The organism is Pseudomonas sp. PS01299, from assembly GCF_029960145.1.
GTDB classification, from domain to species: Bacteria; Pseudomonadota; Gammaproteobacteria; order Pseudomonadales; family Pseudomonadaceae; genus Aquipseudomonas; species Aquipseudomonas putida_A.
On sequence record NZ_JASCPO010000129.1, the window covers coordinates 1 to 16,397 of the forward strand.

12 protein-coding genes, 1 tRNA gene and 1 pseudogene are annotated in these 16,397 nt (G+C 55.8%); all 14 read left to right on the forward strand.

Features of this window, described 5'->3' with window-relative positions; genetic code table 11:
* Positions 1–143, forward strand: a pseudogene (locus tag QMX91_RS20235) (elongation factor Tu); the annotation flags it as partial.
* A 53-nt stretch (positions 144–196) separates the two neighbouring features.
* Positions 197–272 (forward strand) — tRNA-Trp (locus tag QMX91_RS20240).
* 45 nt (positions 273–317) lie between these two features.
* On the forward strand, positions 318–686 hold the full coding sequence (secE, locus tag QMX91_RS20245; protein ID WP_027614263.1) for a preprotein translocase subunit SecE: 369 nt from the start codon (positions 318–320) through the stop codon (positions 684–686).
* A 9-nt stretch (positions 687–695) separates the two neighbouring features.
* Positions 696–1,229, forward strand: coding sequence for a transcription termination/antitermination protein NusG (gene nusG / locus QMX91_RS20250; RefSeq protein WP_025113545.1), 534 nt, complete (start codon positions 696–698; stop codon positions 1,227–1,229).
* Between the two features lie 117 nt (positions 1,230–1,346).
* Positions 1,347–1,778 (forward strand): 50S ribosomal protein L11, encoded by a 432-nt coding sequence (gene rplK, locus QMX91_RS20255; protein WP_003228756.1) that lies wholly within the window; start codon positions 1,347–1,349, stop codon positions 1,776–1,778.
* Positions 1,778–2,473: a 50S ribosomal protein L1 gene (gene rplA, locus QMX91_RS20260; RefSeq protein ID WP_003228754.1), complete on the forward strand. Its 696-nt coding sequence runs from the start codon at positions 1,778–1,780 to the stop codon at positions 2,471–2,473. The genes rplK and rplA overlap by 1 nt, the downstream gene beginning before the upstream one ends.
* A gap of 198 nt (positions 2,474–2,671) precedes the next feature.
* Positions 2,672–3,172 carry a 50S ribosomal protein L10 gene (gene rplJ, locus QMX91_RS20265; RefSeq protein ID WP_003228752.1) on the forward strand — a complete coding sequence of 167 codons (501 nt, stop codon included), beginning with the start codon at positions 2,672–2,674 and terminating at the stop codon, positions 3,170–3,172.
* Between the two features lie 74 nt (positions 3,173–3,246).
* Positions 3,247–3,612: a 50S ribosomal protein L7/L12 gene (rplL, locus tag QMX91_RS20270; RefSeq protein WP_007962228.1), complete on the forward strand. Its 366-nt coding sequence runs from the start codon at positions 3,247–3,249 to the stop codon at positions 3,610–3,612.
* 221 nt (positions 3,613–3,833) lie between these two features.
* Entirely contained in the window at positions 3,834–7,907 is a 4,074-nt protein-coding gene (rpoB, locus tag QMX91_RS20275; RefSeq protein WP_098965865.1) for a DNA-directed RNA polymerase subunit beta, read from the forward strand.
* Between the two features lie 63 nt (positions 7,908–7,970).
* Positions 7,971–12,170, forward strand: coding sequence for a DNA-directed RNA polymerase subunit beta' (gene rpoC, locus QMX91_RS20280; RefSeq protein ID WP_027614261.1), 4,200 nt, complete (start codon positions 7,971–7,973; stop codon positions 12,168–12,170).
* A 215-nt stretch (positions 12,171–12,385) separates the two neighbouring features.
* A complete protein-coding gene (gene rpsL, locus QMX91_RS20285) occupies positions 12,386–12,757 on the forward strand; it encodes a 30S ribosomal protein S12 (RefSeq protein WP_003186084.1) in 372 nt (123 codons plus the stop codon).
* A gap of 107 nt (positions 12,758–12,864) precedes the next feature.
* The gene (rpsG, locus tag QMX91_RS20290) at positions 12,865–13,338 is read left to right on the forward strand and encodes a 30S ribosomal protein S7 (protein WP_003228745.1); all 474 of its coding nucleotides are present in this window, start codon (positions 12,865–12,867) and stop codon (positions 13,336–13,338) included.
* A 30-nt stretch (positions 13,339–13,368) separates the two neighbouring features.
* Entirely contained in the window at positions 13,369–15,474 is a 2,106-nt protein-coding gene (fusA, locus tag QMX91_RS20295; protein WP_007962223.1) for an elongation factor G, read from the forward strand.
* Between the two features lie 31 nt (positions 15,475–15,505).
* The coding region (gene tuf, locus QMX91_RS20300) for an elongation factor Tu (RefSeq protein WP_282413256.1) at positions 15,506–16,397 on the forward strand (892 nt) is incomplete at its 3' end.

Sequence of the window (16,397 nt, forward strand, 5' to 3'; positions counted from 1 at the left end):
TTGAAATGGTAATGCCAGGTGACAACATTCAGATGACTGTTACCCTGATCAAAACCATCGCGATGGAAGATGGTCTGCGTTTCGCTATCCGTGAAGGCGGTCGTACCGTCGGCGCTGGCGTCGTAGCTAAAATCATCGAATAAGCGGTTGTAATGTATTTTTCGGGCCGGCATAATGGTCGGCCTGATTTTGTTTTAGGTCAGTAGCTCAATTGGCAGAGCGACGGTCTCCAAAACCGTAGGTTGGGGGTTCGATTCCCTCCTGACCTGCCAGATTCACTCGGTGTGTCTGGCTTTCTTTTCACAGGATCTTCATAGATGACTCCTAAGGCTGAAGCTCAAGGCTCTCGCTTCGATCTGCTCAAGTGGCTTGTGGTAGCCGCTTTGGTGGTTGTGGGTGTAGTTGGCAATCAGTATTACGCTGCTTCGCCGATCCTGTACCGTGTACTCGCTTTGCTCGTAATTGCTGCTGTAGCTGCCTTTGTAGGCCTGCAGACTGCAAAGGGCAAGTCGTTCTTTGTACTGGTTAAGGAAGCGCGCGCCGAGATTCGTAAAGTCGTATGGCCAACTCGCCAGGAAACCACGCAGACAACGTTGATCGTTGTTGCTGTGGTTATCGTTATGGCGTTGCTGTTGTGGGGTGTTGATTCCCTGCTCGGTTGGCTTGTTTCCTTGATTGTCGGCTAAGGGTGTCCCGTGGCTAAGCGTTGGTACGTTGTGCATGCTTACTCGGGTTACGAGAAGCATGTCATGCGCTCGCTGATTGAGCGCGTTAAGCTGGCTGGCATGGAAGATGGCTTCGGCGAAATTCTGGTTCCCACTGAAGAAGTGGTTGAAATGCGTAATGGCCAGAAGCGCAAAAGCGAACGCAAGTTCTTCCCAGGCTATGTGCTGGTACAGATGGATATGAATGAGGGTACTTGGCACTTGGTCAAGGATACTCCTCGGGTGATGGGCTTCATTGGCGGTACCGCCGACAAGCCTGCTCCAATCACCGACAAAGAGGCGGAAGCCATTCTGCGTCGCGTGGCTGATGGTAGCGATAAGCCGAAACCGAAGACTCTGTTTGAGCCGGGTGAGGTAGTTCGTGTTACTGACGGTCCATTCGCTGACTTTAACGGCACCGTCGAAGAAGTTAACTACGAAAAGAGCCGTGTCCAGGTGGCAGTGCTTATTTTCGGTCGCTCTACTCCGGTAGAGTTGGAGTTCAGTCAGGTCGAAAAGGTCTAGCTGAACAAGCATCCCAACCCCGCAGCCCTAGGCTGTGGGGTTTTGTCGTCACTGGGATAAACGCGCAAGTAACCGGGGAGCCTTTCGAGGCGTTCGAACCCGTAATTGGAGTGCCTCATGGCCAAGAAGATTACCGCTTACATCAAGCTGCAAGTGAAGGCCGCTCAGGCTAACCCAAGCCCACCTGTTGGTCCTGCTCTGGGTCAGCACGGCGTGAACATCATGGAATTCTGCAAGGCTTTCAACGCCCGTACTCAGGGTCTTGAAGCAGGTCTGCCGACTCCAGTGATCATCACTGTCTACAGCGACCGTAGCTTCACTTTCGAAACCAAATCCACCCCTGCTTCGGTTCTGCTGAAGAAGGCGGCCGGTCTGACCAGCGGTTCCGCTCGTCCGAACACCGTTAAGGTTGGCACTGTTACCCGTGCTCAGCTGGAAGAAATCGCGAAAACCAAAAACGCGGATCTGACTGCAGCTGATATGGATGCAGCCGTGCGTACTATCGCCGGTTCTGCTCGTAGCATGGGCCTTAACGTGGAGGGTGTGTAATGGCTAAGCTGACCAAGCGTCAAAAGGCTATCGCCGGCAAAATCGAAGCAGGCAAGGCCTACAACATTGTAGACGCTGCTGCTCTGCTGGCTGAGCTGTCGACTGTCAAGTTCAGCGAGTCGTTCGACGTTGCTGTAAACCTGGGTGTAGACCCGCGTAAATCCGACCAGGTTGTTCGTAGCGCTACTGTGCTGCCACACGGCACTGGCAAGACCGTTCGCGTTGCTGTGTTCACCCAGGGTCCAGCTGCTGAGGCCGCTCTGGCTGCCGGCGCTGACCGTGTAGGTATGGACGACCTGGCTGCCGAAATGAAAGGCGGCGACCTGAACTACGACGTAGTGATCGCATCCCCGGATGCCATGCGCGTTGTAGGTCAACTGGGTCAGATCCTCGGTCCACGTGGCCTGATGCCTAACCCGAAAGTCGGCACCGTAACTCCAGACGTAGCTACCGCGGTTAAAAACGCCAAGGCTGGTCAGGTTCGTTATCGCACCGACAAAAACGGCATCATCCACACCTCCGTTGGCAAGATCGGCTTCGATGCCGTCAAGCTGAAGGAAAACGTTGAAGCCCTGATCGCTGATCTGAAGCGTATCAAACCAGCTTCCTCGAAAGGTATTTACGTCAAGCGCGTTACCCTGAGCACCACTATGGGCCCAGGTCTGGTTATCGACCAGAGCTCGCTGGACGCGTAAGACAAAGGTTGGTGCGATTATTCGCGCCAATTGAAAGATTGGGGTCCCTGCCTGGCGGGGGCTATCCAAGACCGTAGGCGGCGCAAGCCTTAAACCACAAGCCTACGCAGATGGTGCTCCCGGTTCCTTACCGAATCAGACACCAAAACGACATTCGGTTTCGACCGAGTGAAACGGTAACAAGCAGGAGTTAAACCCGTGGCAATTAATCTCGAAGACAAGAAGGCCATCGTCGCTGAAGTCAACGAGGCTGCCAAAGTCGCTCTGTCCGCTGTCGTGGTTGATGCCCGTGGCGTAACAGTAGGCGCAATGACCGGACTCCGTAAAGAGGCTCGTGAAGCTGGCGTTTACGTACGTGTTGTACGTAACACCCTGCTCAAGCGCGCTGTTGCTGACACTGAATACAGTGTTCTCAACGACGTGTTCACCGGCCCGACCCTGATTGCATTCTCGAACGAACATCCGGGCGCTGCTGCCCGTATCTTCAAAGAGTTTGCCAAGGGTCAGGACAAGTTCGAGATCAAGGCAGCTGCGTTCGAGGGCAAGTTCCTCGCAGCTAATCAGATCGACGTACTGGCAACTCTGCCGACCCGTGACGAAGCAATTTCTCAGCTGATGAGCGTGATTCAAGGCGCTACCAGCAAGTTGGCTCGTACTCTGGCGGCAATTCGCGACCAGAAAGAAGCTGCCGCAGCCTAAGGCTCGTCAACTTCTCGCGTTTTTTGTTTATTTCGATGGTCGCGTAGGCCGTCCCCCAATTCAGGAATTGAGTCATGTCTCTGACTAACGAACAAATCATCGAAGCAATCGGCCAGAAATCCGTAGTGGAAATCGTTGAGCTGATCAAAGCGATGGAAGAAACCTTCGGTGTTACCGCTGCTGCTGCTTCGGCTGGCCCAGCTGTAGCTGCTGCTGCTGTTGAAGAGCAAACCGAGTTCAACGTTGTTCTGCTGGAAGCTGGCGAGAAGAAGGTTAACGTGATCAAGGCAGTTCGTGAACTGACCGGTCTGGGCCTGAAAGAAGCCAAAGAGAAAGTAGACGGCGCTCCTCAGGTTGTAGCTGAAGGCGTTTCGAAAGAAGCTGCTGAAGACGCTAAGAAGAAGCTGGAAGAAGCAGGCGCTAAAGTCGAGCTGAAATAAGTATCGACTTTGCTCCTCCAGCCCGAGCGTCAAGCGACAGGCTGATGGCTGGTGGCTCTTGCCACCGGCCTTTTTCCGTTATTGGCAGCCGACTGGGTCGGTGCTGATAAAGGCGCTGTAACCACCCGATGCGGTGGCGCAAACCATGGGGTTTGCACGATTTTCTGGCTGCTCCCGTCGGGAGGGGCCAAACAAGCAGGTGACCAAGCTGGGGAACGCTGATGGCTTACTCATATACTGAGAAAAAACGTATCCGCAAGGACTTTAGCAAGTTGCCGGACGTCATGGATGTGCCGTACCTCCTGGCCATCCAGCTGGATTCGTATCGTGAATTCTTGCAAGCGGGAGCGACTAAAGATCAGTTCCGCGACGTGGGCCTGCATGCGGCCTTCAAATCCGTTTTCCCGATCATCAGCTACTCCGGCAATGCTGCGCTGGAGTACGTCGGTTATCGCCTGGGCGAACCGGCATTTGATGTCAAAGAATGCGTATTGCGCGGTGTAACTTTCGCCGTACCTTTGCGGGTAAAAGTGCGCCTGATCATTTTCGACAAAGAGTCGTCGAACAAAGCGATCAAGGACATCAAAGAGCAAGAAGTCTACATGGGCGAAATCCCATTGATGACTGAGAACGGTACCTTCGTAATCAACGGTACCGAGCGTGTTATCGTTTCCCAGCTGCACCGTTCCCCGGGCGTGTTCTTTGACCACGACCGCGGCAAGACGCACAGTTCCGGTAAACTGCTGTACTCCGCGCGCATCATTCCTTACCGCGGTTCGTGGCTGGACTTCGAGTTCGACCCGAAAGACTGCGTGTTCGTGCGTATCGACCGTCGTCGCAAGCTGCCGGCCTCGGTGCTGCTGCGCGCGCTCGGCTACACCACCGAAGAAGTGCTGGACGCTTTCTACACCACCAACGTATTCCACGTTAAAGGCGAAGGCCTGAGCCTGGAACTGGTGCCTCAGCGTCTGCGCGGTGAAGTGGCTGTCCTCGATATCCAGGACGATAAAGGCAAGGTTATTGTCGAGCAGGGCCGTCGTATTACTGCCCGCCACATCAACCAGTTGGAAAAGGCCGGGATCAAAGAGCTGGACGTGCCTCTGGACTACGTCCTGGGTCGCACCACCGCCAAGGTCATCGTGCATCCGGCTACCGGCGAAATCCTGGCAGAGTGCAACACCGAGCTGTCGACCGAAGTCCTGGCGAAAATCGCCAAGGCCGGCGTTGTTCGCATCGAAACTCTGTACACCAACGACATCGACTGCGGTCCGTTCATCTCCGACACGCTGAAGATCGACTCCACCAGCAACCAATTGGAAGCGCTGGTCGAGATCTATCGCATGATGCGTCCAGGCGAGCCGCCAACCAAAGACGCTGCCGAAACCCTGTTCAACAACCTGTTCTTCAGCCCTGAGCGCTATGACCTGTCTGCGGTCGGCCGGATGAAGTTCAACCGTCGTATCGGTCGTACCGAGATCGAAGGTTCGGGCGTGCTGTGCAAGGAAGACATCGTCGCGGTACTGAAGACTCTGGTCGACATCCGTAACGGTAAAGGCATCGTCGATGACATCGACCACCTGGGTAACCGTCGTGTTCGCTGCGTAGGCGAAATGGCCGAGAACCAGTTCCGCGTTGGCCTGGTACGTGTTGAGCGTGCGGTCAAAGAGCGTCTGTCGATGGCTGAAAGCGAAGGCCTGATGCCGCAAGACCTGATCAACGCCAAGCCAGTGGCTGCGGCGGTGAAAGAGTTCTTCGGTTCCAGCCAGCTCTCGCAGTTCATGGACCAGAACAACCCGCTGTCCGAGATCACCCACAAGCGTCGTGTCTCTGCACTCGGCCCTGGCGGTCTGACTCGTGAGCGCGCAGGCTTTGAAGTTCGTGACGTACACCCGACTCACTACGGTCGTGTATGCCCGATTGAAACGCCGGAAGGTCCGAACATCGGTCTGATCAACTCCTTGGCTGCTTATGCCCGCACCAACCAGTACGGCTTCCTGGAAAGCCCGTACCGCGTGGTGAAAGAGGGTGTGGTCACTGACGAGATCGTGTTCCTGTCCGCCATTGAAGAAGCCGATCACGTGATCGCGCAGGCTTCGGCGACCATGAACGACCAGAAAGTCCTGATCGACGAGCTGGTAGCCGTACGTCACCTGAACGAATTCACCGTCAAGGCGCCGGAAGACGTCACCCTGATGGACGTTTCGCCGAAGCAGGTAGTTTCGGTTGCAGCGTCGCTGATTCCGTTCCTCGAGCACGACGACGCCAACCGTGCGTTGATGGGTTCGAACATGCAGCGTCAAGCTGTACCAACCCTGCGTGCTGACAAGCCGCTGGTAGGTACCGGCATGGAGCGTAACGTGGCTCGCGACTCCGGCGTTTGCGTCGTGGCTCGTCGTGGCGGCGTGATCGACTCTGTTGATGCCAGCCGTATCGTGGTTCGTGTTGCCGATGACGAAGTTGAAACCGGTGAAGCTGGTGTCGACATCTACAACCTGACCAAATACACCCGCTCGAACCAGAACACCTGCATCAACCAGCGTCCGCTGGTGAGAAAGGGTGATCGCGTTCAGCGTAGCGACATCATGGCCGACGGCCCGTCCACCGACATGGGTGAACTGGCACTGGGTCAGAACATGCGCATCGCGTTCATGGCATGGAACGGCTTCAACTTCGAAGACTCCATCTGCCTGTCCGAGCGTGTGGTTCAGGAAGATCGCTTCACCACGATCCACATTCAGGAACTGACCTGTGTGGCCCGTGACACCAAGCTTGGCCCAGAGGAAATCACTGCAGACATCCCGAACGTGGGTGAAGCTGCACTGAACAAGCTGGACGAAGCCGGTATCGTTTACGTAGGTGCTGAAGTCGGCGCAGGCGACATCCTGGTGGGTAAGGTCACTCCGAAAGGCGAGACCCAACTGACTCCGGAAGAAAAACTGCTGCGTGCGATCTTCGGTGAAAAAGCCAGCGACGTTAAAGACACCTCCCTGCGTGTACCTACAGGTACCAAAGGTACTGTCATCGACGTACAGGTCTTCACCCGCGACGGCGTTGAGCGTGATGCTCGTGCACTGTCGATCGAGAAGTCCCAGCTGGACGAGATCCGCAAGGATCTGAACGAAGAGTTCCGTATCGTTGAAGGCGCGACCTTCGAACGTCTGCGCTCCGCTCTGGTAGGCCACAAGGCTGAAGGCGGCGCCGGTCTGAAGAAAGGTCAGGACATCACCGACGAAGTTCTCGACGGTCTTGAGCATGGTCAGTGGTTCAAACTGCGCATGGCTGAAGATGCTCTGAACGAGCAGCTCGAGAAGGCTCAGGCCTACATCGTTGATCGCCGCCGTCTGCTGGACGACAAGTTCGAAGACAAGAAGCGCAAACTGCAGCAGGGCGATGACCTGGCTCCAGGCGTGCTGAAAATCGTCAAGGTTTACCTGGCAATCCGTCGTCGCATCCAGCCGGGCGACAAGATGGCCGGTCGTCACGGTAACAAAGGTGTGGTCTCCGTGATCATGCCGGTTGAAGACATGCCGCACGATGCCAATGGCACCCCGGTCGACGTCGTCCTCAACCCGTTGGGCGTACCTTCGCGTATGAACGTTGGTCAGATCCTTGAAACCCACCTGGGCCTCGCGGCCAAAGGTCTGGGCGAGAAGATCAACCGGATGGTCGAAGAGCAGCGTAAAGTCGCTGAACTGCGTACCTTCCTCGACGAGATCTACAACCAGATCGGCGGTCGTAACGAAGATCTGGATAGCTTCTCCGATCAGGAAATCCTGGATCTGGCGAAGAACCTGCGTGGCGGCGTTCCAATGGCCACTCCAGTGTTCGACGGTGCCAAGGAAAGCGAAATCAAGGCCATGCTGAAACTGGCAGACCTGCCGGAAAGCGGCCAGATGCAGCTGACTGACGGCCGTACCGGCAACAAGTTCGAGCGTCCAGTTACCGTTGGCTACATGTACATGCTGAAGCTGAACCACTTGGTAGACGACAAGATGCACGCGCGTTCTACCGGTTCGTACAGCCTGGTTACCCAGCAGCCGCTGGGTGGTAAGGCGCAGTTCGGTGGTCAGCGTTTCGGGGAGATGGAGGTCTGGGCACTGGAAGCATACGGTGCCGCTTACACTCTGCAAGAAATGCTCACAGTGAAGTCGGACGATGTGAACGGCCGTACCAAGATGTACAAAAACATCGTGGATGGCGATCACCGTATGGAGCCGGGCATGCCCGAGTCCTTCAACGTGTTGATCAAGGAAATTCGTTCCCTCGGCATCGATATCGATCTGGAAACCGAATAACACGTGACGCGATCGAGAGCGGGGCAGGACTGCCCGCTCTCTGCTCCGCCAGGAGGAAAGGCCTTGAAAGACCTACTGAATTTGCTGAAAAACCAGGGTCAAGTCGAAGAGTTCGACGCCATCCGTATCGGATTGGCCTCGCCTGAGATGATCCGCTCGTGGTCGTTCGGCGAAGTTAAAAAGCCGGAAACCATCAACTACCGTACGTTCAAACCTGAGCGTGACGGTCTGTTCTGCGCCAAGATCTTTGGCCCGGTAAAGGATTACGAGTGCCTGTGCGGTAAGTACAAGCGCTTGAAGCACCGTGGTGTGATCTGTGAGAAGTGCGGCGTTGAAGTTGCGCTGGCCAAGGTTCGTCGTGAGCGCATGGCGCACATCGAACTGGCTTCGCCGGTTGCCCACATCTGGTTCCTGAAATCGCTGCCGTCCCGTATCGGCCTGCTGATGGACATGACCCTGCGTGATATCGAACGCGTTCTCTACTTCGAGAGCTACGTCGTTATCGATCCAGGCATGACCACCCTTGAAAAAGGTCAGTTGCTGAACGACGAACAGTACTTCGAAGCGCTGGAAGAGTTCGGTGACGACTTCGACGCCCGCATGGGTGCTGAAGCTGTCCGTGAACTGCTGCACGCTATCGACCTGGAGCACGAGATTGGTCGTCTGCGCGAAGAAATTCCGCAAACCAACTCGGAAACCAAGATCAAGAAGCTGTCCAAGCGTCTGAAGTTGATGGAAGCCTTCCAGGGTTCCGGCAACCTGCCAGAGTGGATGGTGCTGACCGTTCTGCCGGTTCTGCCGCCAGATCTGCGTCCACTGGTCCCGCTGGATGGCGGTCGTTTCGCGACTTCCGACCTCAACGATCTGTATCGTCGAGTGATCAACCGTAACAACCGTTTGAAGCGCCTGCTGGATCTGTCCGCTCCGGACATCATCGTGCGCAACGAAAAGCGTATGTTGCAGGAAGCTGTCGATGCACTGCTCGACAACGGTCGTCGTGGCCGCGCTATCACCGGTTCGAACAAGCGTCCTCTGAAATCCCTGGCTGACATGATCAAGGGTAAGCAGGGTCGCTTCCGTCAGAACTTGCTCGGTAAGCGCGTTGACTACTCCGGTCGTTCGGTAATTACCGTAGGTCCGACCCTGCGTTTGCACCAGTGCGGTCTGCCGAAGAAGATGGCTCTCGAGCTGTTCAAACCGTTCATTTTCGGCAAGCTGGAAATGCGTGGTCTCGCGACCACCATCAAAGCGGCCAAGAAAATGGTCGAGCGCGAACTGCCAGAGGTTTGGGACGTTCTCGCTGAAGTGATTCGCGAACACCCGGTTCTTCTCAACCGTGCACCGACCCTTCACCGTCTGGGTATCCAGGCGTTTGAACCGGTCCTGATCGAAGGTAAGGCTATCCAGCTGCACCCGCTGGTCTGCGCCGCGTACAACGCCGACTTCGACGGCGACCAAATGGCCGTGCACGTACCGCTGACGCTGGAAGCCCAGCTCGAAGCGCGTGCGTTGATGATGTCGACCAACAACATTCTGTCGCCAGCCAACGGTGAGCCAATCATCGTTCCGTCGCAGGACGTTGTATTGGGTCTGTACTACATGACTCGTGAAGCGATCAACGCCAAGGGCGAAGGTCGTGTGTTCGCGGATCTGCAGGAAGTTGACCGTGTGTTCCGTGCCGGCGAAGCCGCACTGCACGCCAAGGTCAAGGTTCGTATCAATGAAACCGTCAACGACCGTGACGGCAACAGCGTGAGCAACACTCGTATCGTCGACACCACTGTCGGCCGTGCGCTGCTGTTCCAGGTTGTGCCAAAAGGTCTGTCGTACGATGTCGTCAACCTGCCGATGAAGAAAAAGGCGATCTCCAAGCTGATCAACCAGTGCTACCGCGTGGTTGGTCTGAAAGAGACCGTGATCTTCGCTGACCAGTTGATGTACACCGGTTTCGCTTACTCGACCATCTCCGGCGTTTCCATCGGCGTTAACGACTTCGTTATCCCGGACGAAAAAGCCCGCATCATCGGTGCAGCCACCGACGAAGTGAAAGAGATCGAGAGCCAGTACGCCTCCGGCCTGGTAACCCAGGGCGAGAAGTACAACAAAGTGATCGACCTTTGGTCGAAGGCGAACGACGAAGTTTCCAAGGCGATGATGGCCAACCTCTCGAAAGAGAAAGTCATCGACCGTCATGGCGATGAAGTTGACCAAGAGTCCTTCAACTCGATGTACATGATGGCCGACTCGGGTGCGCGGGGTTCCGCAGCACAGATTCGTCAGCTGGCCGGTATGCGTGGTCTGATGGCCAAGCCGGACGGTTCCATCATTGAAACGCCGATTACTGCGAACTTCCGTGAAGGTCTGAGCGTACTTCAGTACTTCATCTCGACTCACGGTGCTCGTAAAGGTCTGGCGGATACCGCGTTGAAAACTGCGAACTCCGGTTACCTGACTCGTCGTCTGGTAGACGTGGCGCAGGATCTGGTTGTAACCGAGATCGATTGCGGCACCGAACACGGTCTGTTGATGACTCCGCACATTGAAGGCGGTGACGTTGTAGAGCCGTTGGGTGAGCGCGTATTGGGTCGTGTTATTGCCCGTGACGTATTCAAGCCAGGCACCGAGGACGTTATCGTTCCTGCCGGTACCCTGGTAGACGAGAAGTGGGTCGAGTTCATCGAGCTGAACAGCATCGACGAAGTGATCGTGCGTTCGCCGATCAGCTGCGAAACCCGCTATGGCATTTGCGCCAAGTGCTACGGCCGTGATCTGGCTCGTGGTCACCAGGTGAACATCGGTGAAGCGGTCGGCGTTATTGCTGCCCAGTCCATCGGTGAGCCGGGTACCCAGCTGACGATGCGTACGTTCCACATCGGTGGTGCGGCAAGCCGTACTTCCGCAGCCGACAGCGTTCAGGTGAAGAATGGCGGTACTGTCCGTCTGCACAACCTGAAACACGTTGAGCGAGTGGATGGCCACCTGGTTGCCGTGTCCCGCTCCGGTGAGCTGGCAATCGCTGATGACTTCGGTCGTGAGCGTGAGCGTTACAAGCTGCCGTACGGTGCTGTGATTTCGGTTAAAGAAGGTGACAAGGTCGACGCTGGCGCAATCGTGGCCAAGTGGGATCCGCACACTCACCCGATCGTTACCGAAATGAAAGGTACCGTGACCTACGTGGGCATGGAAGAAGGCATCACGATCAAGCGTCAGACTGACGAATTGACCGGTATGACCAACATTGAAGTACTCGACGCGAAAGATCGTCCAGCTGCGGGCAAAGAAATCCGTCCAGCAGTGAAGATGGTCGACGACAACGGCAAGGATCTGTTGCTGCCAGGCACTGACGTTATCGCTCAGTACTTCCTGCCAGCCAACGCCCTGGTCGGTGTTGCGGACGGTGCGAAGATCGCGATCGGTGACGTTATCGCTCGTATCCCGCAAGAAACTTCGAAAACTCGCGACATCACCGGTGGTCTGCCGCGTGTTGCCGACCTGTTCGAAGCTCGTCGTCCGAAGGAAGCGTCGATTCTGGCTGAAGTCAGCGGCACCATCGCGTTCGGTAAAGAGACCAAAGGCAAGCGCCGTCTGGTCATTACCCCGAACGACGGTAGCGATCCGTACGAAGAGCTGATTCCGAAGTGGCGTCACCTGAACGTGTTCGAAGGCGAACAGGTAAACCGCGGCGAAGTTATCTCCGACGGTCCGAGCGATCCGCACGACATTCTGCGTCTGCTGGGTGTGAGCGCGCTGGCCAAGTACATCGTGAACGAGATCCAGGACGTTTACCGTCTGCAAGGCGTGAAGATCAACGACAAGCACATCGAGACCATCCTGCGTCAGATGCTGCGTAAAGTTGAGATCTCCGAGTCCGGCGATTCCAGTTTCATCAAGGGCGACCAGATGGAACTGACTCACGTTCTGGTAGAGAACGAGCGTCTGAGCGCGGAAGACAAGTTTGTCTCCAAGTTCACCCGCGTTCTGCTGGGTATCACCAAGGCGTCGTTGTCCACCGAATCGTTCATCTCGGCGGCTTCCTTCCAGGAAACCACTCGCGTACTGACCGAAGCGGCAGTCACCGGCAAGCGCGACTACCTGCGCGGCCTGAAAGAAAACGTGGTTGTGGGTCGTCTGATCCCGGCCGGTACCGGTCTGGCGTACCACAGCGAGCGCAAGCGTCGTCGTGATGCAGACAAGCCGTTGCGCGTAAGCGCCAGTGAAGTGGAAGCTGCACTGACCGAAGCGCTGAACTCGAGCGGTAACTGAGTTCTGCGGTAACTAAGCTGAGGCCCTGATCGCTCCGTTCGTCGAATCGAGACAAATTGTCAAGGTTCGACGGGCGGGGAGGTCGGGGCCTTGCCTTGACTGGGGACAAGATCCTCTTTAGACTCTTGATCCCCTAAATTTGGCGGGAATCCGTTCCTGTCATTTTGCTTTTCTTGCAAGACAATAGCGTCGCAAGACAACAGTGGAGCTAGTAGATGGCAACTATCAACCAGCTGGTACGTCAGCCGCGTAAGCGTATCGTCGAGAAATCCGACGTACCTGCGCTGCAGAACTGCCCGCAACGTCGTGGCGTGTGCACCCGTGTGTACACCACTACGCCGAAAAAACCTAACTCGGCACTGCGTAAAGTATGCCGTGTGCGTCTGACCAACGGTTTCGAGGTTTCCTCGTACATCGGTGGTGAAGGCCACAACCTGCAAGAGCACAGCGTGGTACTGATCCGCGGCGGTCGTGTAAAAGACTTGCCAGGTGTTCGTTACCACACCGTTCGCGGCTCCTTGGATACTTCCGGCGTTAAAGGCCGTAACCAGGGTCGTTCGAAGTACGGTACCAAGCGTCCGAAGTAATCGGTCGTTTTGCAGATTTTCATTTTATTGAGTCGATAAGAGTAAGGTCGGGCTTGCATCCACTGGATCTGTCCCGAACTAACCTGAAGACCGCTTGAGGGCTTATCATGCCAAGACGTCGCGTAGCAGCAAAGCGTGAGATTCTGGACGATCCGAAATACGGAAGCCAGATCCTCGCCAAATTCATGAACCACGTTATGGAAAGCGGCAAGAAAGCCGTTGCCGAGCGTATCGTTTATGGTGCCCTGGAAACCGTGAAGGCTCGTAAGGCCGGCACCGATCCCCTGGAACTCTTCGAAAAAGCACTCGACGCCATCGCTCCGCTGGTCGAAGTGAAGTCGCGCCGCGTTGGTGGTGCTACTTACCAGGTTCCGGTCGAGGTTCGTCCTTCCCGCCGTAACGCTCTGGCAATGCGCTGGTTGGTAGACTTCGCCCGTAAGCGTGGCGAGAAGTCTATGGCTCTGCGCTTGGCTGGCGAACTGCTGGATGCTGCTGAAGGTAAAGGTGCTGCTGTTAAGAAGCGTGAAGACGTGCACCGTATGGCCGAAGCCAACAAAGCTTTCTCGCACTACCGCTTCTAATTTTAGCTTCACTAATTTTGCGAGGGCTTTATGGCTCGTACTACTCCGATTAGTCGCTACCGTAACATCGGTATCGTCGCTCACGTGGATGCTGGTAAAACCACCACCACCGAGCGCGTCCTTTTTTACACTGGCAAAAGTCACAAAATGGGCGAGGTGCATGACGGCGCCGCGACCACAGACTGGATGGTTCAGGAGCAGGAGCGTGGTATTACCATTACTTCTGCTGCCATTACCGCCTTCTGGAAAGGTTCCGAGAAGCAGTACCCGCACGAGCACCGTTTCAACGTCATCGATACCCCGGGCCACGTAGACTTCACCATTGAAGTTGAACGTTCCCTGCGCGTACTCGACGGCGCTGTGGTTGTATTCTGCGGTACTTCGGGTGTTGAGCCGCAGTCGGAAACCGTATGGCGTCAAGCCAACAAATACGGCGTTCCACGTCTTGTTTACGTAAACAAGATGGACCGTGCTGGTGCCAACTTCCTGCGCGTGATCGGTCAGATCAAACAGCGTCTGGGTCACACTCCGGTGCCGATTCAGCTGGCTATCGGTTCGGAAGACAACTTCCAGGGCCAGATCGACCTGATCAACATGCAGGCTGTTTACTGGAACGACTCTGACAAGGGTATGGTTCCTGTTCGCAAGGAAATCCCTGCGGACATGCTCGAGCTGGCTACTGAGTGGCGCAGCAACATGGTTGAGGCTGCGGCCGAAGCCAGTGAAGAGCTGATGAACAAGTACCTGGAAGGCGAAGAGCTGTCGATCGAAGAGATCAAGGCCGCTCTGCGTCAGCGCACTATCGCTGGCGAAATCGTTCTGGCAGTTTGCGGTTCGTCGTTCAAGAACAAGGGCGTTCCCCTGGTTCTCGACGCCGTTATCGACTTCCTGCCTGCTCCAACCGACATTCCAGCTATCAAGGGCTCGAACCCTGATAACGAGGAAGAGGAAATGGAGCGTCACGCAAGTGACGACGAGCCGTTCGCGGCACTGGCGTTCAAAATCGCTACCGACCCATTCGTGGGTACCTTGACCTTCGTCCGTGTTTACTCGGGCGTGTTGAACTCCGGCGACGGCGTGATCAACTCGGTTAAAGGCAAGAAAGAGCGCGTGGGTCGTATGGTGCAAATGCACGCAAACGCCCGTGAAGAGATCAAGGAAGTGCGCGCTGGCGACATCGCGGCCCTGATCGGCATGAAGGACGTCACCACTGGTGAAACCCTCTGCAACGCTGACAAGCCAATCATCCTGGTTCGCATGGACTTCCCGGAGCCGGTTATTTCGGTTGCCGTAGAGCCTAAGACCAAGGATGACCAGGAAAAAATGGGTATCGCACTGGGCAAGCTGGCTCAGGAAGACCCGTCTTTCCGTGTTAAAACTGATGAAGAGACTGGTCAAACGATCATCTCCGGCATGGGCGAGCTGCACCTGGACATCCTGGTTGACCGGATGCGCCGTGAGTTCAACGTCGAAGCCAACATCGGCAAGCCTCAGGTTTCGTATCGTGAGCGCATCACGAAGAATTGTGAAATCGAAGGCAAGTTCGTTCGTCAGTCCGGTGGTCGCGGCCAGTTCGGTCACTGCTGGATCCGTTTTGCTCCTGCTGATGAAGGTCAGGAAGGTCTGCAATTCGTGAACGAAGTTGTAGGTGGTGTGGTTCCTAAGGAATACATCCCGGCTATCCAGAAGGGTATCGAAGAGCAGATGAAGAACGGCGTTGTTGCCGGCTATCCGCTGATCGGCCTGAAGGCAACCGTGTTCGATGGTTCTTACCACGACGTCGACTCCAACGAGATGGCGTTTAAAGTGGCTGCTTCCATGGCGACCAAGCAACTGGCCCAGAAGGGTGGTGGTGAGTTGCTCGAGCCGATCATGGCGGTAGAGGTTGTTACGCCTGAAGACTATATGGGTGATGTAATGGGCGACCTTAACCGTCGTCGCGGCATGATCCAGGGTATGGAAGACACAGTGTCCGGCAAGGTTATCCGTGCCGAGGTTCCACTGGGTGAGATGTTCGGTTATGCGACCGACGTTCGTTCCATGTCTCAGGGTCGCGCAAGCTACTCTATGGAATTCAAAAAATACGATACGGCTCCGTCGCACATCGTCGAATCCGTAACCAAAAAACAAGGCTGATTCAGCCCCTTTAGGCTAGGAGTTAATTGTCGTGGCTAAAGAAAAATTTGATCGTTCCCTACCGCACGTCAACGTTGGCACCATCGGTCACGTTGACCACGGTAAAACCACTCTGACCGCTGCTCTGACTCGCGTCTGCTCCGAAGTTTTCGGTTCGGCCGTAGTTGAATTCGACAAGATCGACAGCGCTCCAGAAGAAAAAGCTCGCGGTATCACCATCAACACCGCTCACGTTGAGTACAACTCGACTATTCGTCACTACGCTCACGTTGACTGCCCAGGTCACGCTGACTACGTGAAGAACATGATCACCGGTGCTGCCCAGATGGATGGCGCGATCCTGGTTTGCTCGGCCGCTGATGGTCCGATGCCACAAACCCGTGAGCACATCCTGCTGTCCCGTCAGGTAGGCGTTCCGTACATCGTGGTTTTCCTGAACAAGGCTGACCTGGTAGACGACGCTGAGCTGCTGGAACTGGTTGAGATGGAAGTTCGCGACCTGCTGTCCACTTATGACTTCCCAGGCGACGACACTCCGATCATCATCGGTTCGGCTCGTATGGCGCTGGAAGGCAAAGACGACAACGAAATGGGCACCACTGCCGTTCGTAAGCTGGTTGAAACTCTGGATACCTACATCCCAGAACCAGTTCGTATGATCGACAAGCCATTCCTGATGCCAATCGAAGACGTATTCTCGATCTCGGGTCGCGGTACTGTTGTGACTGGTCGTATCGAGCGCGGTATCGTTCGCGTTCAAGATGCACTGGAAATCGTTGGTCTGCGTGACACCACCACCACCACCTGCACCGGTGTTGAGATGTTCCGCAAGCTGCTCGACGAAGGTCGTGCTGGCGAGAACTGCGGCGTTCTGCTGCGTGGTACCAAGCGTGACGACGTTGAGCGTGGTCAGGTTCTGGTTA